At 54.1% G+C, this 20,319-nt stretch carries 12 protein-coding genes, 9 pseudogenes and 1 other annotated feature; of the genes and pseudogenes, 13 read left to right on the top strand and 8 right to left on the bottom strand.

Translation table 11 applies throughout. The features are described 5' to 3' along the window. The first annotated feature begins 146 nt into the window (after positions 1 to 146). Positions 147 to 1,062: pseudogene (locus tag ABOC21_RS08280) on the top strand (extracellular solute-binding protein). Between the two features lie 14 nt (positions 1,063 to 1,076). After that, positions 1,077 to 1,850 (top strand): molybdate ABC transporter permease subunit, encoded by a 774-nt coding sequence (locus ABOC21_RS08275; RefSeq protein WP_426815441.1) that lies wholly within the window; start codon positions 1,077 to 1,079, stop codon positions 1,848 to 1,850. Here the strand turns inward: ABOC21_RS08275 and ABOC21_RS08270 are convergent. The 3 genes and pseudogenes from ABOC21_RS08270 to ABOC21_RS08260 form a co-directional block, all read right to left on the bottom strand. Beyond that, the gene (locus ABOC21_RS08270; protein ID WP_426814208.1) at positions 1,840 to 3,276 is read right to left on the bottom strand and encodes a capsule assembly Wzi family protein; all 1,437 of its coding nucleotides are present in this window, start codon (positions 3,274 to 3,276) and stop codon (positions 1,840 to 1,842) included. The two genes, ABOC21_RS08275 and ABOC21_RS08270, sit on opposite strands and share 11 nt — an antisense overlap. A 153-nt stretch (positions 3,277 to 3,429) precedes the next feature. Further along, positions 3,430 to 4,596, bottom strand: coding sequence for a serine-type D-Ala-D-Ala carboxypeptidase DacD (gene dacD, locus ABOC21_RS08265; protein WP_426814207.1), 1,167 nt, complete (start codon positions 4,594 to 4,596; stop codon positions 3,430 to 3,432). A gap of 120 nt (positions 4,597 to 4,716) precedes the next feature. Beyond that, positions 4,717 to 5,223, bottom strand: a pseudogene (locus tag ABOC21_RS08260) (IS3 family transposase); the annotation flags it as partial. A 127-nt stretch (positions 5,224 to 5,350) separates the two neighbouring features. Here ABOC21_RS08260 and ABOC21_RS08255 point away from each other — a divergent pair. Beyond that, positions 5,351 to 6,435 (top strand): annotated as a pseudogene (locus tag ABOC21_RS08255) (IS110 family transposase). Here the strand turns inward: ABOC21_RS08255 and tnpA are convergent. After that, positions 6,365 to 6,799, bottom strand: a pseudogene (gene tnpA, locus ABOC21_RS08250) (IS200/IS605 family transposase). The pseudogenes ABOC21_RS08255 and tnpA sit on opposite strands and share 71 nt — an antisense overlap. Before the next feature lie 186 nt (positions 6,800 to 6,985). On the opposite strand from tnpA, the pseudogene ABOC21_RS08245 reads away from it, so the two are divergent. The 7 genes and pseudogenes from ABOC21_RS08245 to sbcB form a co-directional block, all read left to right on the top strand. Then, a pseudogene (locus tag ABOC21_RS08245) lies at positions 6,986 to 7,485 on the top strand (transposase); the annotation flags it as partial. Positions 7,486 to 7,535: 50 nt separating this feature from the next. After that, the gene (locus ABOC21_RS08240; RefSeq protein WP_426814206.1) at positions 7,536 to 7,805 is read left to right on the top strand and encodes a hypothetical protein; all 270 of its coding nucleotides are present in this window, start codon (positions 7,536 to 7,538) and stop codon (positions 7,803 to 7,805) included. Then, positions 7,688 to 8,536, top strand: coding sequence for an IS110 family transposase (locus ABOC21_RS08235; RefSeq protein WP_426815440.1), 849 nt, complete (start codon positions 7,688 to 7,690; stop codon positions 8,534 to 8,536). The genes ABOC21_RS08240 and ABOC21_RS08235 overlap by 118 nt, the downstream gene beginning before the upstream one ends. A gap of 214 nt (positions 8,537 to 8,750) precedes the next feature. Next, a pseudogene (locus ABOC21_RS08230) lies at positions 8,751 to 9,362 on the top strand (IS3 family transposase); the annotation flags it as partial. Positions 9,363 to 9,596: 234 nt separating this feature from the next. Then, complete coding sequence (locus ABOC21_RS08225) at positions 9,597 to 10,142, top strand: hypothetical protein (RefSeq protein WP_426814205.1); 546 nt, start codon at positions 9,597 to 9,599, stop codon at positions 10,140 to 10,142. Next, the gene (locus tag ABOC21_RS08220) at positions 10,075 to 10,830 is read left to right on the top strand and encodes a hypothetical protein (RefSeq protein ID WP_426814204.1); all 756 of its coding nucleotides are present in this window, start codon (positions 10,075 to 10,077) and stop codon (positions 10,828 to 10,830) included. The genes ABOC21_RS08225 and ABOC21_RS08220 overlap by 68 nt, the downstream gene beginning before the upstream one ends. 590 nt (positions 10,831 to 11,420) lie before the next feature. After that, entirely contained in the window at positions 11,421 to 12,845 is a 1,425-nt protein-coding gene (gene sbcB, locus ABOC21_RS08215) for an exodeoxyribonuclease I (RefSeq protein WP_426814203.1), read from the top strand. A gap of 47 nt (positions 12,846 to 12,892) precedes the next feature. Here sbcB and fusA read toward each other — a convergent pair whose 3' ends face one another. After that, complete coding sequence (gene fusA, locus ABOC21_RS08210; protein ID WP_426814202.1) at positions 12,893 to 14,995, bottom strand: elongation factor G; 2,103 nt, start codon at positions 14,993 to 14,995, stop codon at positions 12,893 to 12,895. A gap of 237 nt (positions 14,996 to 15,232) precedes the next feature. On the opposite strand from fusA, the gene ABOC21_RS08205 reads away from it, so the two are divergent. Further along, entirely contained in the window at positions 15,233 to 15,550 is a 318-nt protein-coding gene (locus ABOC21_RS08205) for an ArsR/SmtB family transcription factor (protein ID WP_426814201.1), read from the top strand. A 54-nt stretch (positions 15,551 to 15,604) separates the two neighbouring features. On the opposite strand, the pseudogene ABOC21_RS08200 reads toward ABOC21_RS08205, so the two are convergent. The 3 pseudogenes from ABOC21_RS08200 to ABOC21_RS08190 all read right to left on the bottom strand — a co-directional run bounded on the left by ABOC21_RS08200 (position 15,605) and on the right by ABOC21_RS08190 (position 19,008). Next, positions 15,605 to 16,964, bottom strand: a pseudogene (locus tag ABOC21_RS08200) (APC family permease). A 289-nt stretch (positions 16,965 to 17,253) separates the two neighbouring features. Beyond that, positions 17,254 to 18,145 (bottom strand): annotated as a pseudogene (locus ABOC21_RS08195) (LysR family transcriptional regulator). A 38-nt stretch (positions 18,146 to 18,183) separates the two neighbouring features. Further along, a pseudogene (locus ABOC21_RS08190) lies at positions 18,184 to 19,008 on the bottom strand (SDR family oxidoreductase). A 176-nt stretch (positions 19,009 to 19,184) separates the two neighbouring features. Between ABOC21_RS08190 and hisL the strand changes: the two are divergent. Continuing rightward, positions 19,185 to 19,235: a his operon leader peptide gene (gene hisL, locus ABOC21_RS08185; RefSeq protein WP_115193915.1), complete on the top strand. Its 51-nt coding sequence runs from the start codon at positions 19,185 to 19,187 to the stop codon at positions 19,233 to 19,235. Further along, positions 19,211 to 19,333: a sequence feature (His leader region), on the top strand. It overlaps the preceding gene by 25 nt. A gap of 46 nt (positions 19,334 to 19,379) precedes the next feature. After that, a complete protein-coding gene (hisG, locus tag ABOC21_RS08180; protein WP_426814200.1) occupies positions 19,380 to 20,279 on the top strand; it encodes an ATP phosphoribosyltransferase in 900 nt (299 codons plus the stop codon). Positions 20,280 to 20,319 lie beyond the last annotated feature (40 nt).

Here is a 20,319-nt window from a genome sequence, read left to right as displayed (position 1 = left end):
AAATGATTCAGGAAGCCGGCACGCAGAACGGATACTTCAACCGCGCCTCAATACCGCTTCTGGATAAATTGTTTTCGCCGCGCGGATTATTGATAATCGTTATGTAAATAAAAACATAACGAATGGGGATACCGATGCACGGAAAAATGAAGTTTACGCTGGCAGCCGTGCTGGCACTGCAGTTTGCTCATGCGGCGATGGCGCAGGATATTCGCGTCACCTATGCCGGTTCGATGGGTAAGGTCATGGATCAGGGGCTAGGCCCGGCGTTTGCCAAAGCGCAAAACGGCGATTATCAGGGACAAGGCCAGGGCGCCTACGGCATGGCGCGCCTGCTGGCCAGCCACAAGCTGACCGCCGACGTTTTCGTCTCCATCACTCCGGGGCCGATGCAAATCCTCAAAGATGCCGGGCTGATCGATGAGGCGATACCGGTCGCCAGCACCAGCATGGTGGTCGCGTACAGCCCCAAAGGGAAATACGCCGCGCAGTTTGCCGCCGCCAATAAAAACCAGGATGCCTCGTGGCTGAAGCTGCTGACGCAGAAAGACGTCCGCTTTGGCCGCACCGACCCGTACGTCGATCCTAAGGGGCAGAATATCGTCTTTACCCTGCTGCTGGCCGAGAAGTATTACCATCAGCCGGGCATCAGCAACAAAATCCTCGGCGAGCTGCAAAATCCGGCGCAGACCCATCAGGAGGGCGGCCTGCTGAGCCGTCTGGAGAGCGGCCAGGTTGACGCCGCGGCGGGCTACGAGAGCGAAGTGCTCTCCGCTCATCTGCCCTACGTCGCGCTGCCCGATGAGATTAACCTCAGCAACCCGGCGATGGCGAAGCAGTGGTACGACACCGTTAGCTTCACCATTAAGGACAGCGCTGGTAAAGACCAGACGCTGCACACCCAGCCGCTGGTCTTCTACGCCGCGGTGCTGAAAAATGCGCCGAACGGCGTGGAACAAGGAGAGAAATTCGTCCAGTTCATGCAAAGCGCGCAGGGGCAGCAGACTGTTTAAACAGTACGGCTACGCCGCGGCGAAAGGGGAAAACCTATACGCCAGGTAAAACGCGCCGGGCGCATTGCCGGCTGGCTCGCGCTGCCGGCTCTGCTGCTGCTCAGCGTCCCCTTTATTACCCTAATTAGCGTCACGCCGTGGCGGCATCTGCGGCTGGCCTGGCGCGACGACGATGCGATCCTCGTGTCGATGGGGCTGGGGTGCCTGGCGCTGGTGACGATCGTGGCGATAGGCCTGCCGACCGCCTGGTGGCTGTCGCAGGCCAGCGGTCGTCGGCGTCTGCTGGCGGAACTGCTGCTGATGATCCCGCTGCTGACGCCGCCGCTGGCGATGGGGATTTTACTGGTCTCGGCCTACGGCCCCTACGGGCTGGCCGGGCAGTGGCTGACGCGGATAGGCGTCACGCTGGTGAACAATCCCGCCGCCTTTGTCCTGGCGCAGGTCTACGGCGCGCTGCCCTACTTTATCGTGGTCGCCCGCTCCGCCTTCGCCACGGTGCCGAAAGCGATCCTCGAGGCCGGACAAACGCTGGGGGCTACGGGCTGGAACCGCTTCCGCTTTCTCGCCCTGCCAATGGCGCTGCCGGGGCTGGCCTCGGCGGTGGCCCTGGCGTGGGTGCGCGCCGTCGGCGAGTTCGGCATCGTGATGATCTTTGCCTATTTCCCCCAGGGGATCCCGGTCAAACTCTATACCAACCTGCAAAACGACGGCGTTGACGCGGTCTATACCCTGCTGTGGATGCTGCTGATCGTCACCCTGCCTCTGCCGCTGGCCTGCTTTGCGTTGGGAAGAGGCGCGACGTGGCGGCGCAAAGCGCCGCCGGCGATTACAGGCTAAAAGGGAGCTCAATCCCGATACTGGCGCCCAGATCGTCGCTGTCGCTGTGGTTGGCGTCGGTATACCACAGGGAGGTGCTGAGGCGCACGGTGGGCGTCATGTCGCCGCTCCAGCCGAGCTGCACGCCTTTCAGGGTATCGGCGTGCGGAAACGCCTTATTAATCCGCTGATTTTCCGGGTTCACCTCGGCGTAGACCAGCCGCGCGCTCCAGCGCTGATTCTCCTCCGTCACCAGCTCGACCTTCCCGGCGTACAGACGCCCGTCGCCGCCCATCGCGTCGCCTAACGGATAGCCCTGCTGGTAGTAGCCATCTTTGTAGATAAAGTGGTTATAGATGTAGTTGGTGCGCCCCATGTTCGAGCGGGTATCGTGCGCCTCCAGATACCAGTTGACTGCGCTGCTGTTCCACTGGTGATGCCCTTCAATGCCGCCGAGGTAAAGGTGGGCGGACGGCAGATACCCGGCCTCATCCTCGCCGATCATCTGCCCGTAAACGCTTACCGGCCAGCCGGTGGTCGGCGCCAGCTTGAGTTTAAAATCAAATCCCGCCAGCTGATTGCCGGGATCGTCCGCCGAATCGCCGGTGTTATCGTGCCCGGTAAGCCCCTCCCAGAAGCTACCAAAGGAGGAGGGTCGACCCTCGCCGCCCCACTGCATAATGCGCGAAGCGCCCAGCTCCAGGGAGGTAAAGGGCGAGATCGTCAGACGGCCGCCAAAAATTTTAGTATGCGGTACCGCCGCGTACTGGCTCATCTGGCTGGCGGAAAGCTGGTATTGCCAGGGACCAATCCAGCTCAGCCAGGCGCTCTCCGGGGCCCGCTGTTCGGCGCGCTGCAGCAAAAAGCCGGTCATCGGCCGCGCGGCGTCGGAACGAATCAGGCTCCCCTCATAGCCGGGCCCCCACCACTGCGGAATTTGGCCAAACGCCAGCCACTGGTTCCACAACTTCACCGCCCCGTAGGCGCCGTTGGCGTTGAGGTTGGAGCTATTGCCGATGCGCTTGTCTCCTTCAACGTTGCCCTGCAGGTGCAGATCCCACCATTCGCCGCCGTTATTGAGCGCGACGGAGAGCGAGCGGTCGGCAGGATAAGACCCGGCGAAACCCTGCGGCGTTCCCGGTTTGTCGGTTGCGCTGTAGCCGGTGACGCGCAGGTCGGCTTTTAGCGCCCTCAGACGTTGGTTCACCCGCCCCAGCACGACCCGCTCTGCGGATGTGGTCGGCTGGGCGTTGGCCAGCGCGCGGCCGATCTCCTCCTCGCTGAGGGGCCAGGTCGATAAACTCAACGACAGGGCTCCGCGATCGGCCAACCATGCTAAATCATTGCGCACGTCGTTATCGGCCAGAACCAGACCAGAGGCCAGGCCTGCGGGGCTCAAAGCGGCAAAAAGTCCCAGAGAAAGCGCGCTACGCGCAAAAAATTTCATTTTCCCAGCCTCCATTTCAGGCGCGCGGGCGCCGGTGAATTTCCTTAAGGGTGAGCGGGTAAGGTAATTGACTGAAACTAAACGAATCGCCAACCAGCGCCACAACGGCGTGGGCGGGAAAAGATGCCGCTCCGGGAGGGAGCGGCACAGAGGTCACAGCTTGTGGTGCAGATAATCGCTCATGCGCGAGAAAACGCCGCCTTTGCCGACGCTTTCCAGCGTCACCAGCGGCCAGTGGGCCACGACCTTATCGCCGTCGTAGAGAGAAATCTCGCCGACCCGCTGATTAGCGGCGATCGGCGCTTCCAGATCTTTCTTATCCAGCACATATTTGGCCTTAATCCGCGAAACCTCCGACTTCGGCAGCGCCAGCCAGAAGTCCTGGTCGGTGCCGAGCTGGATCTGCTCCTTATCGCCGTACCAGATAGGCTCGCTACCCACTTTTTTGCCTTTTTGCAGGACCTGGACGGTATCGAAGTTTTGCTGGCCCCAGTGCAGCAGTTTGGCCGCCTGCTGCTCGCGCCCTTTCGGACTCTCGGCCCCCATCACCACCGCAATCAGGCGACGCTGGCCGTCGACGGCGGAGGCAATCAGGTTAAAACCGGCGCCGGAGGTGTGGCCGGTCTTCAGGCCATCGACGTTCATGGTTTTATCCCACAGCAGGCCGTTGCGGTTCTGCTGGGTAATCCCGTTCCACGTCAGGCTTTTCTGACTGTACATATGGTACACGTCAGGCTCGCCGTGAATAATCGCCCGCGAGAGGACCGCCAGATCGTAGGCCGAGCTGTGCTGCCCCGGCGCGTCCAGCCCGTGGACGGTTTCAAAATGGCTGTCCTGCAGGTGCAGCTTTTGTACGTATTCATTCATCAGGGCGACGAACTGCGGCTGGCCGCCGGCAACGTAGTCGGCCAGCGCCACGCAGGCGTCGTTGCCCGAATCGACGATAAGCCCGCGGCTTAAATCGCGGACGCTAAGCCGATCGCCGGGTTTGAGGAACATCAGCGATGAGCCATCGAATACCGGGTTGCCCTTCGCCCAGGCATCTTTGCCGACGGTGACCATATCGTCAAAGGTGATGCGATGGCTGTCGATGGCGCGATCGACCACGTAGCCGGTCATGAGTTTCGTCAGGCTGGCGGGGTTGCGCTGCTGGTGTTCGTTACCGGCGGTCAGGATCTGACCGGTGGTGTAGTCCATCAGCACCCAGGAGCCTGCCTGAATGGAAGGCGGCGTCACGGTGACGGGAAAATCGTTCGCGGCAAAGGCGCAAGAAATGCTCGAAGCGAGCAAAGTTACGGCAATAAAAAAACGGCCTTTCAACGGCATATCCTCAAGATTTACAGATCCGCCGTCCTTTTTACGGAAATTCTCCTTTCATATCATGGTTTAATTGCAAGAAAATATGACACGGTAAAAACATTGCGCAGCTGTTGCCCTTCTGATGCCCAGGCAAATCGGGTCCCGCCTTAAATTATCCATTACAGCCAACGCCCGGAAGCGCAGTCCGTTAAACAGATATCCGACACGAAATCCATACTCCAGCACTGATTGATGTGTATGACGGTGCGCTCCTGCGAGCGAGGGAGTTTTCTGCGCAGATTGAGACCTTTCAGGTAATAAATTCGATGTGTTTTCTTGTGGTTAATCCACCTATCTTATCGCCATAATTGAATATGAATACGTGGGCAACCATACCTAGGTTCTACTATCTCCCGGATACGCAGGATTACCACCCGATCACCACGCCGGCTCTTCCAGTATTAGACGGTTCTGCCCTGTATCAGCAACCAGCATCCCCGGCGGATACTGATACGGTAAGCCTCGCGCAAAAATACTCTGCCTGGCGCTTCTGAGCCGGTCTCAGAGCTTTTCTTACACCACCATCTGAAGCATCTCCTTGTCCAGACTCAGGTCAGCCCTCCATTTCTTCAGCTGCCGATTTTCATCCTACAGTAGCCACAGACATCACGATTCCGTAACGTCCAGACTGGCAAATTTCTTCTTTCAGTTAATGGAATGGACTACCTCGCCCCCGCAGTTAACTGTACGAAATACACTCATAAGAGGAATAACTATGAATATCGTATTTCTGGATATTGATCTGGCTAAAAATGTTTTTCAGTTCTACTGATTAAATCAAGCCGACAAACCAGTTTATACAAAACGGACCGATCGAAAAGAATTACTCCAGACGATGGAGAATATTCCGACCTGCCTAATTGGTGTCGAAGCATTCACAGGGGAATTCCACTGGAAACGTGAGTTTGAAAAAAATGGGACATAAAGTAAAAGTCATCAGCCTTCAGCATGTGATACTTTTTTGTCCAAGGGCAAAAAATGACGGTAAAGATACACAGACGATAGCTGTAGCACTTATGCAACTAGCGATTCAGTTTACTCCGTCCCAAAAATCCTGAAAAGCAGGACGTTCAAGTCTTGTACCGGACAATGTACCGGACAAAACAGCGTATTGTCAATTATCATACCACGACAATCTGTCAAATCAGAAGATTGCTGCTTGACCGGAGGAATAACAATCAGGTCAGCATTATCAAGAGTTCGTCGTGCCATTCAGCTAATCCTTAAATATTCAGAAAACAGTCTCGATGCTAGAATGCGCAGAACAATTGTGGAACTTTATAATCTCTTTAACTATCGCCACCTTCGTATAAACTTTTTTGATAAAGAAATCGATTCTGTATTCAGGTAATTCGAAGCTTGTCAGCAATTTGCCAAAGTTAAAGGCATTCTTCCTAAAACGGCTACGGCCATTGTTGTCGCTATTGGCAAAGGAACTGAATTTAAAAATGGTCATCACTTTGCCGTATAGTCTGGTTCAACAATAGCATTCAATTGGCGACAGGCAAGTGCTGATGAATATGACGTAAAAGGGAACATGCATTTGCGGAAATTTTTATCCATGGAGCCTGCTCTTTCGCCGGGGTTGACACGAATAACAATGATGACAATGTGCATTAGTGGGTTAATCAGCTGAAGGAACAACGAGATTTTAGTAAAAGACCATCTTCTGAGAAGGTGGCTTTTGAGAATGCCCCCTGTAAGGGGGGCTACTGTCACCTTCCGCTTACTACTCTAGCAATTCCATCTGCTGTTCATGCGTTTGTTCCGTTTTCTCCTGATGCCGCACATATCGTCTGATAATTTCCTCGTTCACACCGACTGTATCTACAAAGTAACCACGTGACCAAAAGTGGTTGCCCCATAGCTTCTTTCGTATATGTGGAAAACGATTGTAGAGCCTGATAGCACTGCGGCCTTTTAGATGGCCCATCAGAGTTGATATCGAGATCTTCGGTGGGATGATTACGACCAGATGCAAATGATCGGGCTGAACATTTAGCTCCAGAACCTCACAATCCTTTATTCCACAGAGAATATAGATCGTCCTGTACAGACTCCTTCCCCAGCTTATCTTTCAAGATCCTGAATCGGTACTTGGGCGTCCAACTATGTGGTATTTGCAACGCCAATATACATGTGATGAACTCCTGTAAAGTCCCATGTCGGTTTGTCTCCTTTTACTTGTGGTGAGTAAGCAGAGATATTCCGACATGGGCATTCTTCAGGCTATAGCCTTACAGGATCAATCACCACCTCCCTAGGAGGTGGTGTAAGCATCCCGCTTAAACGAACCATTCACTTTTAGAGATCTTCCGACATACTGATTATGTTCCCTGAGGAGATCGCCATGCGTAAAGCCCGATTCACTGAGCACCAGATCATCGCTGTCCTGAAGTCTGTTGAAGCCGGACGTGCCGTCAAGGATGTCTGCCGCGAAGCAGGAATTTCTGAAGCCTCGTACTACAACTGGAAAGCAAAGTACGGTGGGATGGAATCCTCTGATATCAAAAAGATAAAAGATCTTGAGGACGAAAACCGCCGCCTCAAACAGATGTTTGCCGACCTGAGTCTGGAAAATCGCGCACTAAAAGACGTCATCGAAAAAAAGCTTTAAAACCAGCGATAAAGCGTGAACTCGTCAGCTATCTGAAAGAGGCGTTTTCGATGAATGTACGTCAGGCATGCAGGATGTTATCGCTGAGCAGGACGGTTTATTTTTACCAGCCCGATACCCGGCACAATGAACGGGTGATCCAGGCACTGACTGAGCTGGCGGAGCGCTATCCGCGATACGGTTTTAAGAAGCTGTTCCAGCTTCTGCGCAGGCAGGGGCACACCTGGAACCACATGCTGTAATCTTAATACGATCCCAGTCTGTGATATCCGAGGTGACTGTCATGAAAACTTTCGTTGGACTTGATGTTTCTCAGAAGAAAACAAGCGTTTGCGTGATAGACCATAACGGTAATAAAATTCGTATGGCTAACGTCGATACACATCCTAGGTTATCGCTGATTATCTCTTTTCTGAAGGTTTTGATAAGTCAAAAATCGGTCTGGAAACAGGGCCGCTTTGCGTCTGGCTTTACCATTCGCTCAAGAGTTTTGGCCTGGACATTGATTGTATCCACGCCAGGCACGTCCATGCCGCTTTGTCGATGCAGTTGAATAAAACCGATCAAAATGATGCTTTTGGTATCGCCCGGCTGGTTCTTTCTGGATGGTATAAGCCGGTACATGTCAAAAGCCTTGAATGCCATCAACAAAGACTCATTCTGACCAGCCGGGAAAAACTGGTTCAACTCAGGGTTGCTGTCACGAATCAGATCCGCGGGCTCCTGAAAACATTCGGCGTTGTTCTTCCTCCGGGGAAAAACAGTGTTTTTGAGCGTGCTGTACTTGAGTCATCACCTTCTCTGGAAACCATTAAACCTGCGGTTATGATGCTGCTGGATACGTGGGAACATCTTTCCGGCCAGATAAGAAAATTTAACTATATGCTGGAAAAACTTGCCCGAAATGATCCTGTTTGTCAGATATTACAATCTATTCCGGGTGTGGGCGTTCTGACGGCATTAAGCTTTAAAACCTCAATTGATGACCCTTCGCGCTTCAGACGTGTCAGTGATGCTGGCGCTTTCCTCGGGTTAACGCCCAAAAAGTACCAATCCGGTGAGGTTGACAGGAATGGGGGAATTTCAAAACAGGGCAACAGAATGACACGCACACTTATCTATGAAGCAGCATCCTGCTTGCTGACCCGCTATGGCACGGATACAAGTCTGGCTCTATGGGCAAATGAACTCAGGCACAGAATGGGCTACAAGAAAGTTATTGTTGCCCTGGCGAGAAAACTGACAACATTAATTGAGTATGTGGAAATCAGAAACTTTTTATAATGAACGGCTTAAAGCGGTAAATTAAGAAGTAAAAAAATCATAATCAAATCAGACTGAGGCCGCCTTAAACTTCAATTCCGGGACGCGCTTTGCAGGGCGACAGCCTTGCGGGAATCACATAGGAATGAAGGCGATGTCTTGCAACATGTTGTAGCATTGAAAAGTGACTACGAAGACGACAAAGACTCCATCTGATATTGACTGATTAGACGATAAACGCGTTCACCGGATTTACTGCCTGCTGAAACTGAATTTTCGTCGCAGGGGAAAGCAGCGTCTGCCAGTGCGTAACCCGGCACCACTGGCCACGCAGGAGGCGTTAAACCAGAGCTGGTCCATCGATTTTATGCATGATGCGCTGATGTGCGGCAGACGCTTCCGGACCTTCAATGTAGTGGATGACTTTAACCGCGAAGCACTGGCGATAGAAATAGACCTGAATATCCCGGCGCAGCGGGTGATCAGAGTGCTGGACAGGATAGTGGCAAACCGCGGTTATCCACTGAAGATGCGGATGGATAACGGACCAGAACTGGTCTCTCTGGCACTGGCACAATGGGCAGAGGAGCATGGCGTGATGCTGGAATTTATCAAGCCGGGAAAGCCAACGCAGAATGCCTTTATCGAGCGTTTTAACCGGACGTACCGGACAGAAATCCTGGATTTTTATCTGTTCAGAACACTGAATGAAGCACGGGAAATTACTGAGAACTGGCTGATGGAATATAACAGCGAGCGACCTCATGAGTCCCTGAATAACCTGACGCCGGAAGAGTACCGGCTGATGGCTGATAAACCGGAACTCTCAAAAAAAGCGTGGAACTAAAGTGGGTGTGCTTACAACACAGGTTTAGATTATTTATCACTAGCAGAGAGCAAAGTTACTTCCTACCACCTCAACCTAAAAATATACAAATAAAACAAGCATCTATATATGAATATCATATACTACAATAAATATGACGAAGAGGAACATTAACATTCAGTAACAGTAAATAATATGCACTTATACTTTAAGCAATTAGAATATCATTGATAAATAATTTTATGAGAGCGCGCTATGAAGATAAGATATTTAGCATTGATAGTTACTATTTTCTTAGTTTGTATTCGTCAAACATTTTCTGCAGAAAGCAACATTGGTACTATGGGAAGAGTAATGTCTCCATCGGAATCAAATACTTTCTCATCTGGGGTCTATGCGGCTAAAGATACTTATGGAATGAGAGCTAATGCTGTTGTCCTAGCAGCTAGGGCAAATGCAGATGACAGTGAAAGTTATCCAGTTAATGGTTTTAATTATACCAAGGCGATGTCTAATTATGGTGGACGGGATTCCGTAGGGTTGTATACTGACAATACATCATCTCCATTTAAATCATGGGAGAAAGTTAGGTCTACAAAATATACTCCAACATCTGTATCATCCCCTGAATTAGATAGTGGCAAGATAAAGCCGGGCATGCTCCTTGATGTTGCTTCAAATCCAAAATGGTCGGCCTATGTGATCTCTATTGAAAATCACAAGATAATCACAAATGGATGGGTTAATAATTCCACTAAAAAAAATTGGCACACCTCCATCAGGTGCAGCCTTATTCATTAATCCAGTCACAAAAATATGGGCAACTAATTTCAATATATTTTTAAAAAAAGGCGGAAAAGCTAGAGCGGGGGTAATTCAGGAGAATGGATTAATTAATAATGAAAATGAAAATCCAAACGCAATTAATGGTCTTGATACTGTAGTTCTTCCAGGCTCTAAATATGGTGGCACTGCAGCATATCTAGCCAGATCTGCAAGAACGGGAGGCAAACAGCAATGGCAAATGGGATTTATGTCTCAAGGTGCAAAATTTGCTAATTTTTATAGTTCTGACGCAACTCCTGAAAAATCGACCAAAGTTGGCTTCATAGACAACTCATCGGCTTCAGTTGGTTTTATTTTCTCTGGTAAAAATAAAGATAGCTCAACTGAATGGCGCTCTAATGGACAAGTAATTTCAAGAATATCACCTGATGGTCAGATTATAAAATTAGCCTACAAAACCCAAGTCCTGAGTGACTCAAAAAAATTATCAGATGATTATTACAAATATATAATCAATGCAAATAAAGATATTTCTATCACTCTCCCTCAAAAATCAAAGATAGCCGATGGATTTACTATCGAAATTGATAATTTCAGTAATCACAAAGTTAGTTTTTATGGGGATGCTAAAATAAATTCAAGCGCAGAGAGAACACAAAAAATGGTTGCCACATATACTAATGGAGAGTGGTATGTTATGTGATCTATTACAATAAATAAATGTGGCCATTACGTGGCCGCATTTATAATTGGCTAACTTTCTCTCTGTGCTTCATTCTTTCGTTACGAATCAGCGTAAGTGCCATTTTTGCTTCGGCTAGTAGGCTATCTTCTCCCATTTTATCATGCAAGGTGATTTACAGATGAGCATTAAAAAAGGTATAAAGAGTATAATCGTCCATGGTCGATGATTCAAAGGTAACAGACCAACATGAAGTATTCAAAGTACAACTAGCTATGCTACGCCAGCGCCACAAAAACTCGATTCCTGTATTAAAATTTAAGCCCTCTCATGGATAAATTCTCACACTTACCTATCAGTATTAGTCACTTCTGATAAGGCTGAATATGGTTTACCATGAATGGAGCACAGCTTAGTGTCACTGATGGCTATGATAGTTTTGGTTCGCTCACAAATTGATATTTGGTACTCTCTTGGTACGCAAGATCACATGGACAACGGCATACAGTAAACAACTATGTTTTGTAGTTATGGAAAATATTAGGCGTATGATGTGTTGTTTATCGTGACAAAACAGTCAGTTAATTAACGATATTGGACTAAATTAGACAATGGCAGACGGTGAGCAACAATATTCCTTTCTTTTCCACGACTACGAAACCTTCGGCACCCGCCCGTCCCTTGACCGACCGGCGCAGTTTGCCGCGATCCGCACCGATGCGGATCTTAACGTCATCGGCGAACCCGAGGTGTTCTACTGCAAGCCGGCCGACGACTATTTGCCGCAGCCGCAGGCGGTGATGATTACCGGGATAACGCCGCAGGAAGCGATCGCCAAAGGCGACAACGAAGCCGCTTTTGCCCGCCGCATTCACGATCTGTTCACGGTGCCAAAGACCTGCATTGTGGGCTACAACAACGTGCGCTTCGATGACGAAGTCAGCCGCAATATTTTCTACCGCAACTTCTACGATCCCTACGCCTGGAGCTGGCAGCACGATAACTCGCGCTGGGATCTGCTCGACGTGATGCGCGCCTGCTACGCGCTGCGCCCGGATGGCATCAACTGGCCGGAAAACGACGACGGCCTGCCCAGCTTTCGCCTTGAGCATCTGACGGTGGCCAACGGCATCGAGCACAGCAACGCCCACGATGCGATGGCCGACGTTTATGCCACTATCGCCATGGCCAAACTGGTCAAAACCCGGCAGCCGCGCCTGTTCGACTACCTTTATACCTTCCGCAATAAGCGCAAGCTGGCGACGCTGATTGACGTGCCGCAGATGACGCCGCTGGTCCACGTCTCCGGGATGTTCGGCGCCGCGCGCGGCAACACCAGCTGGGTGGCTCCGCTGGCGTGGCATCCGGATAATCGCAATGCGGTGATTATGGTTGACCTTGCCGGCGATATGTCGCCGCTGCTGGAGCTGGACGCCGATGCGCTACGCGAGCGGCTGTATACCGCCAAAGCCGATCTCGGCGACCTGCCGGCGGTACCGATCAAACTGGTGCACCTCAACAAATGTCCGGTGCTGGCCAAGGCCAATACGCTGCGCCCGGAAGACGCGGAGCGTCTGGGCATCAACCGTCAGCGCTGCCTCGATAACCTGCAGCTGCTGCGCGGCCAGCCGCAGGTGCGGGAAAAAGTGGTGGCAATTTTTGCCGAGGCGGAGCCGTTCGTTCCTTCCGACAACGTCGATACTCAGCTCTATAACGGCTTCTTCAGCGATGCCGACCGCACGGCGATGAAGATTGTGTTGGAGACCGAGCCGCGCAATCTGCCGGCGCTGGACATTACCTTCGCCGACCCGCGCATCGAACGCCTGCTGTTTAACTATCGCGCGCGCAACTTCCCGGGCAGCCTCGATGAAGCCGAGCAGCAGCGCTGGTTAGCGCATCGTCGGGAGGTGTTTACGCCGGAGTTTTTACAGGCTTATGCCGATGAGCTGCAGACCTTGCAGCAGCAGTATGCTGACGATAATGAAAAGCTGACGCTGGTGAAAGCGCTGTGGCAGTACGCGCAGGAAATTGTGTAGGCTAAAAAAATTCCCGGCCTGCGCGACGCAGAACCGGGAACGGTTATTTACCCTTTCGCGCGGCTGGCGATAATCGCCTCCGCCACGTTACGCGGGGCCTCTGCGTAATGATGGAACTCCATGCTGTAGGTCGCCCGCCCCTGGGACATCGAGCGTAGGGTCGTGGAGTAGCCGAACATCTCGGCCAGCGGCACGTCGGCGCGAATAATCTGGCTGCCGAAGCGCTCTTCCATCCCCTGCACCATGCCGCGGCGGGAGGAGAGATCGCCCATAATATTGCCGGCGTACTCCTCCGGGGTTTCCACTTCCACATGCATCACCGGCTCGAGGATTACCGGGTCGGCTCTGCGCGCTCCCTCCTTGAAGCCGAAAATGGCCGCCATGCGGAAGGCCATTTCCGAGGAGTCGACGTCGTGGTACGAACCAAAAGTCAGGATCGCCTTGACGTCCACTACCGGATATCCCGCCAGCACGCCGGTGCCCATCGCTTCACGCAGGCCTTTTTCCACCGAAGGAATGTACTCCCGCGGCACCACCCCGCCTTTGGTGGCGTCTTCGAAGACGAAGCCGCTACCGGGCTCCAGCGGTTCGAGAGTCAGCACCACATGGCCATACTGCCCCTTGCCGCCGGACTGGCGGACGAATTTGCCTTCCACCTCTTTCACCGTTTTGCGGATCGTCTCGCGGTAGGTGACCTGCGGGCGGCCGATATTCGCCTCAACGCCAAATTCGCGGCGCATCCGGTCAACGATAATCTCCAGGTGCAGCTCGCCCATCCCGGAAATAATCGTCTGCCCCGACTCCTCGTCGGTATGCAGGCGGAACGACGGATCTTCCGCCGCCAGGCGCTGCAGCGCAATGCCCATTTTCTCCTGATCCGCTTTGGTTTTCGGCTCGATAGCCAGCGAAATCACCGGCTCCGGAAACTCCATACGTTCCAGGGTAACGATCGCGTTTGGATCGCACAGCGTGTCGCCGGTGGTGACGTCTTTCAGGCCAACGCAGGCGGCGATGTCGCCGGCGTGCAGCTCGTCCACCTCGTGGCGATCGTTGGCGTGCATCAGCACGATGCGGCCAATGCGCTCTTTTTTACCTTTAACCGGGTTATATACCGCATCCCCTTTCTTGAGGGTGCCGGAATAGACGCGGATAAAGGTCAGCTGGCCCACGTAGGGGTCGGTCATTAGCTTGAACGCCAGCGCCGAGAACGGTTCATTGTCGTCGGGATGACGCTCCGCCGGCCGGCCCTGCTCATCGACGCCCTGAATCGCCGGGATATCCAGCGGGGACGGCATCAGTTCGACGACCGCGTCAAGCATCCGCTGGACGCCTTTATTCTTAAAGGCGCTGCCGCACAGCACCGGCTGGATCTCGCCGGCAACGGTACGCTTACGCAGCCCGGCCACGATCTCAGCCTCGCTCAGATCGCCGGTTTCGAGATATTTGTCCATCAGCTCATCGCTGGCTTCCGCCGCCGCGGAGACCATGTTCTCCCGCCACTGGCGGGCGGTTGCCAACAGCGCATCCGGCACCGGCGCATAGCTGAAGGTCATCCCCTGGGTCGCGTCGTCCCACAAAATGGCGCGCATTTTGATAAGGTCCACGACCCCGACGAAATGCTCCTCGGCGCCGACGGGAATCACCACCGGCACCGGGTTGGCCTTCAGGCGGTCGATCATCATCTGCACCACGCGGAAGAAATCGGCCCCCGGGCGGTCCATTTTGTTGACGAAGGCCAGCCGCGGGACCTGGTACTTATTCGCCTGCCGCCAGACGGTTTCCGACTGCGGCTGCACGCCACCCACGGAGTCGTAGACCATCACCGCGCCGTCCAGCACCCGCATGGAGCGCTCGACTTCGATCGTAAAATCGACGTGCCCGGGGGTGTCGATGATATTAATCCGGTGCGGCTCAAAGCTGCGGTCCATGCCGGGCCAGAAGCAGCTTACCGCGGCGGAGGTAATGGTGATCCCGCGCTCTTGCTCCTGCGCCATCCAGTCGGTTGTTGCCGCGCCATCGTGTACTTCACCCAGCTTATGGCTCATTCCGGTATAAAACAGAATGCGCTCGGTGGTGGTGGTTTTACCGGCATCGATATGCGCGGAGATACCGATGTTGCGATAACGTTCGAGGGGGATGGGTCGGGGCATGATGCGTCCTTAGTCATTTTTGACTGTCAGTGAGCGGCGAAATGGCCGCGGTTCGTTTAACGCCCTCTATCATAGTACAACTGTACGAGTATATTCGAACTATTTTTGCTATCGTTACTATTGGTGAAGCTACGGCAGCGCGCGTGGCTTTAGGGATTGAGTTTGCTATATTACCGGCCAGCCGCCGATGCGGGCTGCTGTTCCGCGGAGCAGAGCAACCGCCGACACAGGAATATTATGATCGCCAATCATCCCGAACGTGAACAAATCCGCCTTGAAAACGTGCTTTTTGCCCTTGGAAACCCGATGCGGCTGGAGATTATTCGCATCCTCGCCGACGGCAGCGAGCAGAGCTGCAACGCCCTGCGCCATGAGGATGTCGCCAAATCAACCATGACCCACCACTGGCGCGTGCTGCGCGATAGCGGCGTGATCTGGCAGCGTCCGCAGGGACGGGAGAATATGATTTCGCTGCGCAGGGAGGACCTGGAGGCGCGTTTTCCCGGGCTGCTGGATACGCTACTCAGGGTGATGCGCCAGGAAGCGCGGGCGTGACGGAAACAAAAAAGCCGGAGGTCTCCCCCCGGCTTTTTTTATCCTGACGCGCAATCAGGCAATGTCTTCGTACTGCGGAACCGGGTTGCGGAAACGACGGGTCACGCAGGCCAGGTAGACCAGGCCGATGGTGCCCCAGATCAGGCCCAGAACCATCGAGCTCTGTTCCAGGTTGACCCACAGGGCGCCTACGGTCAGCGCGCCGCAGGTTGGCAGCACCAGGTAGTTGACGTGGTCTTTCAGCGTCTTGTTACGCTTCTCGCGGATCCAGAACTGCGAAATTACCGACAGGTTAACGAAGGTAAAGGCCACCAGCGCGCCGAAATTAATCAGCGCTGTCGCGGTTACCAGGTCGAATTTAATCGCCAGCAGCGCAATCGCGCCCACCAGCAGGACGTTAAACGCCGGGGTACGCCATTTCGGGTGAACGTAGCCGAAGAAGCTGGTCGGGAAAACGCCGTCGCGGCCCATCACGTACATCAGACGGGAAACGCCCGCGTGCGCGGCCATGCCGGAAGCCAGAACGGTGACGCTGGAGAAGATCAGCACGCCCCACTGGAAGGTTTTGCCCGCCACGTACAGCATGATTTCAGGCTGCGACGCGTCCGGATCTTTAAAGCGCGAGATATCCGGGAAGTACAGACTGCAGGAAATAAGAGGCACAGATAAAGATCATCCCGCCGATCAGCGCGGTCAGGAAGATAGCCCGCGGGATCACGCGCTCTGCGTCTTTGGTCTCTTCAGACAGAGAAGAGATGCCGTCAAAGCCGAGGAACGAGAAGCACAGAATGGTCGCACCGGTAATCATCGGCACCACGTGGGCCCCTTCAGACCAGAACGGACGGGTGCTGGTCAGCGTACCGGCGCCCTCACCGTGCATGACGCCGTAGATGATCAGGCCGACGATAACCGCCACGATGCCCATCTGCAGAACCACAATCAGGGTGTTGAAGTTCGCCACGGCCTTGATGCTGCGCAGGTTAGAGACGGTCATAAAGCCGACCAGCGCGACGACGAAGATCCACGACGGAATAGAAGGCATCAGCGCTTCAAAGTAAATCTTCGCCAGCAGAATGTTGATCATCGGCATAAACAGATAGTCGAGCAGCGATGACCAGCCAACCATAAAGCCAACGGCCGGGCTGATAGATTTCTGCGCGTAGGTGTAGGCGGAGCCTGCCGACGGGAAACGGCGAACCAGTTTACCGTAGCTCAGCGCCGTGAAAAGAATCGCGACCAGCGCGAAGGCGTAGGCCGTCGCAACGTGACCGTCGGTCAATCCAGAGACGATACCAAACGTATCGAACAGCGTCATTGGCTGCATATAGGCCAGGCCCATCATGACAACCGGAATCAGCGTAAGCGTTTTACGTAATTCCACGCGAGAGGTTTTTGGAGTAGCGTTATGCGACATTGTGGTCATCCCCTTTTACGGCGAAAGCCATCGCGTAAGCAAAAAATTGCCCCATTTCTGTGTATTCCTCAGCGACAACAACTGTCGGTTTTTAGTAAATATCTATCCGGTACGAAGCCCGGCCTCTTGGTATTGAATGATGTGTCTTTAAAGCAAAAAAATAACCGACGCTTTAAAAAGCGTCGGCTAGTTTCCGTTTTTCAGGCCGCGTATTTTGCAACATTTACTGGCCGGATGACAAGCCGTTGAAGAGCCAAATAATTGTAGGAGTTATTTAACAGACTAATATTCATACGATTTTAGTATTGTATATCCTGCGAATAGCATTATTTGCTAAAACTGCATTCTGCCACCATCCGTTGGCGAGGCCGCAAGCGTCCTCATGCCAGCCAATCCACGCCCGATGTATCGGCTGATGGGCGGCGACCTCTTTCATTATCAGCTCGCCGCGGTCCAGCGGGTCCTCGATCAGGTAGCGCGGCAGATAGCCCCAGCCGAGACCGGCGCAAACCAGCGCCAGCTGGCCAGGGTAATCAAATGCCGCCAGATGCTGCCGATCGTCGACGGACGGCCAGCCGCCGCCGCAGATAATGGCCCGCTGGCGCTTCATTACCCGCCAGCTCAGCGGTTCCGCCATCTGCGCCAGCGGATGCTGCGGCGCGACGACGAAAACATGCTCCAGCTCGCCCAGCGGGCTGAAACCATAGCCGCTGAGCGCCGGCGGATCGCTTAACGCCCCCAGCACGATATCCGCCCGCCCTTCTACCAGCGCCTCCCAGCGGTCGGGAAGCGTCTCGCGGCAAAAGCACAGCTGCGCCAGATTGTGCTGCTGGTAAAACTGGCCCACCAGCGGCGCCAGCAAAGAGAAGGGAAAGGTGGCGTCCACGGCAATGACCAGCGCGTTTTCCCAGCCCTGGTGCAGCTTAATCGCCTGTTTTTCCAGCTCGCGGGCGGTATGCAGCACTTCGCGCCCCTTTTCCAGCAGCAGACTGCCCGACGGGGGTAAAGCGCGCGCGGTGTCCGCTGCGGTCAAGAAGCTGAATATTAAGATCGCTTTCCAGCTTGTGAATGGTGTAGCTCAGCGCGGAGGGCGTTTTATAAAGCTTTGCCGACGCCGCGGCAAAGCTCCCCTCTTTTTCCAGCGCATCGAGAATAACGAGGACATCCAGCAGTGGTTTCATCGCCGCCCCCTTACGGTTCGCGATCTCCCGCTGACTGATTACTCCATCGGCATGACCAGCGGGTCCGGGTATTGATACTCAAACCCCAGCTCGTGGCAGATGCGATTGCCGTCGATAATCTTGCCGCTATCGCCGTCCGGATTATCGGCAAACACCGGTTCCGGCAGGCCAAGTTCGCGGGCCATCTGCGGATAGAAGACGCCGCGAGCGGGATGCTTTGGCGCACATATATTATAGATGTGTCCGCCCTTCGGGGCCTGCAGCAGCAGACTCAATCGCGGCGATAACGTCCTGCAGATGGACCAGATTGACCCCCTGCTGCCCGTCCGGCGCCGACTTACCGGCAAAGAAACGCCCCGGATGGCGCGACGGCCCCACCAGCCCGGCGAGGCGTAGAATATCGACCGAAGTCCCCGGAAGGTTATGCAGCCAGTCCTCCACTCTTTAAGCACCCTGCCGCTGGCGGTTTGCGGATTGCGGGGAGCGCCTTCTTTTAAGGTGCCGCTGGCGTTGCCGTACACTGAGGTCGAGCTGGTGAAAATGATTCGCGGAACGTGGTGGGCTAACGCGGTATCCACGATTTCCTGCACCGCCTGCAGGTAGAACTCCTCCCCCGGCCCGGTGCGGCGAGCCGGTAAGGTGATCACCAGCGCATCAACGTTCATCAATGCATCCAGATCTTCCGTGTCGCAAACCAGCTGGGGCTCAAGGCGCAGCGGATAGCCGTCAATGCCGCACATCCGCGCCGCCTCCACGCCATCCTGCGTCGTCTTACTGCCGGTGACCTCCCATCCGCGCGCCATCAACGACAGCGCAAGGGGCATACCCAACCATCCTAATCCGACAATCGCGACCTTTTTCATATCCTGGCTCCTGGCTCTTTCGCTGCGCTGACTTAAGGCTACGCCAGCCGGCGGCGGCTGACAATTTCTTCGGTGAATATGAAATGAATTAATGATAGTAAAAAGCCCTTGCTTTATGTCGCTGAACTGGTTTAGGTTAAAGGGCATCAAATGCATAGTCATTCAAAGAGAATTTTATGAACTGCGTTCAATCTAAAAACCACCATCATCACCATCATCCTGACTAGTCTTTCAGGCGATGTGTGCTGGAAGACGTTTGGATCTTCCAGTGGTGCATGAACGCAAAGAGAGCCCCCGGAAGATTTACTTCCGGGGGCTTTTTTTTGAATTAAACTCGGACAGATTCAGACAGGTATAAGAGGAAAACAAGAATGTTAGACAACAGCCGTTTACGCATAGCTATTCAAAAATCAGGCCGCCTGAGCGAAGATTCACGCGAATTATTGAGCCGCTGCGGCATCAAAGTGAATCTGCACACCCAGCGCCTGATTGCGCTGGCGGAAAATATGCCGATCGATATTTTGCGCGTGCGTGATGACGATATCCCGGGCCTGATTATGGACGGCGTGGTCGACCTGGGGATTATCGGCGAAAACGTGCTGGAAGAAGAGCTGCTGAGCCGCCGCGCCCAGGGCGAAGACCCGCGCTACTTCACCCTGCGCCGTCTTGATTTCGGCGGCTGCCGCCTGTCGCTGGCCACGCCGGCGGACGAGCGCTGGGACGGTCCGGCGGCGCTGGACGGCAAGCGTATCGCCACCTCCTATCCGCACCTGCTGAAGCGCTACCTCGATCAGAAAGGGATCTCGTTTAAGTCCTGTCTGCTGAACGGCTCTGTTGAAGTCGCCCCGCGCGCCGGACTCGCCGACGCCATCTGCGACCTGGTCTCCACCGGCGCAACCCTCGAAGCCAACGGCCTGCGCGAAGTGGAAGTGATGTTCCGCTCTAAAGCCTGCCTGATTCAGCGCGACGGCGACATCGACGATGGCAAACAGCAGCTGATTGACCGCCTGCTGACCCGTATTCAGGGCGTAATCCAGGCCCGGGAATCGAAATACATCATGATGCACGCGCCGACCGAGCGTCTGGAAGAAGTGGTGGCCCTGCTGCCCGGCGCCGAGCGTCCAACGATTCTGCCGCTGGCGGGCGATAAGCAGCGCGTCGCGATGCACATGGTCAGCAGCGAAACCCTGTTCTGGGAGACCATGGAAAAACTGAAAGCGCTCGGCGCCAGCTCGATCCTGGTTCTGCCGATTGAGAAGATGATGGAGTAATCCAGCCAGCGCGGGCCCCGCCGGGCCTGTCTCAGAGAGT

It is taken from the genome of Klebsiella sp. WOUb02 (assembly GCF_050058015.1).
Taxonomy (GTDB): Bacteria; Pseudomonadota; Gammaproteobacteria; order Enterobacterales; family Enterobacteriaceae; genus Klebsiella.
This window is presented reverse-complemented; position numbering and strand designations above follow the sequence as displayed.

Coding starts and splice junctions, on each gene's coding strand:
- hisG (WP_426814200.1), top strand. CDS start 19,380: ATGTTAGACAACAGCCGTTTACGCATAGCTATTCAAAAATCAGGCCGC.
- ABOC21_RS08205 (WP_426814201.1), top strand. CDS start 15,233: ATGATCGCCAATCATCCCGAACGTGAACAAATCCGCCTTGAAAACGTG.
- sbcB (WP_426814203.1), top strand. CDS start 11,421: ATGGCAGACGGTGAGCAACAATATTCCTTTCTTTTCCACGACTACGAA.
- ABOC21_RS08220 (WP_426814204.1), top strand. CDS start 10,075: ATGGATGGGTTAATAATTCCACTAAAAAAAATTGGCACACCTCCATCA.
- ABOC21_RS08225 (WP_426814205.1), top strand. CDS start 9,597: ATGAAGATAAGATATTTAGCATTGATAGTTACTATTTTCTTAGTTTGT.
- ABOC21_RS08270 (WP_426814208.1), bottom strand. CDS start 3,276: ATGAAATTTTTTGCGCGTAGCGCGCTTTCTCTGGGACTTTTTGCCGCT.
- ABOC21_RS08240 (WP_426814206.1), top strand. CDS start 7,536: ATGAAAACTTTCGTTGGACTTGATGTTTCTCAGAAGAAAACAAGCGTT.
- fusA (WP_426814202.1), bottom strand. CDS start 14,995: ATGCCCCGACCCATCCCCCTCGAACGTTATCGCAACATCGGTATCTCC.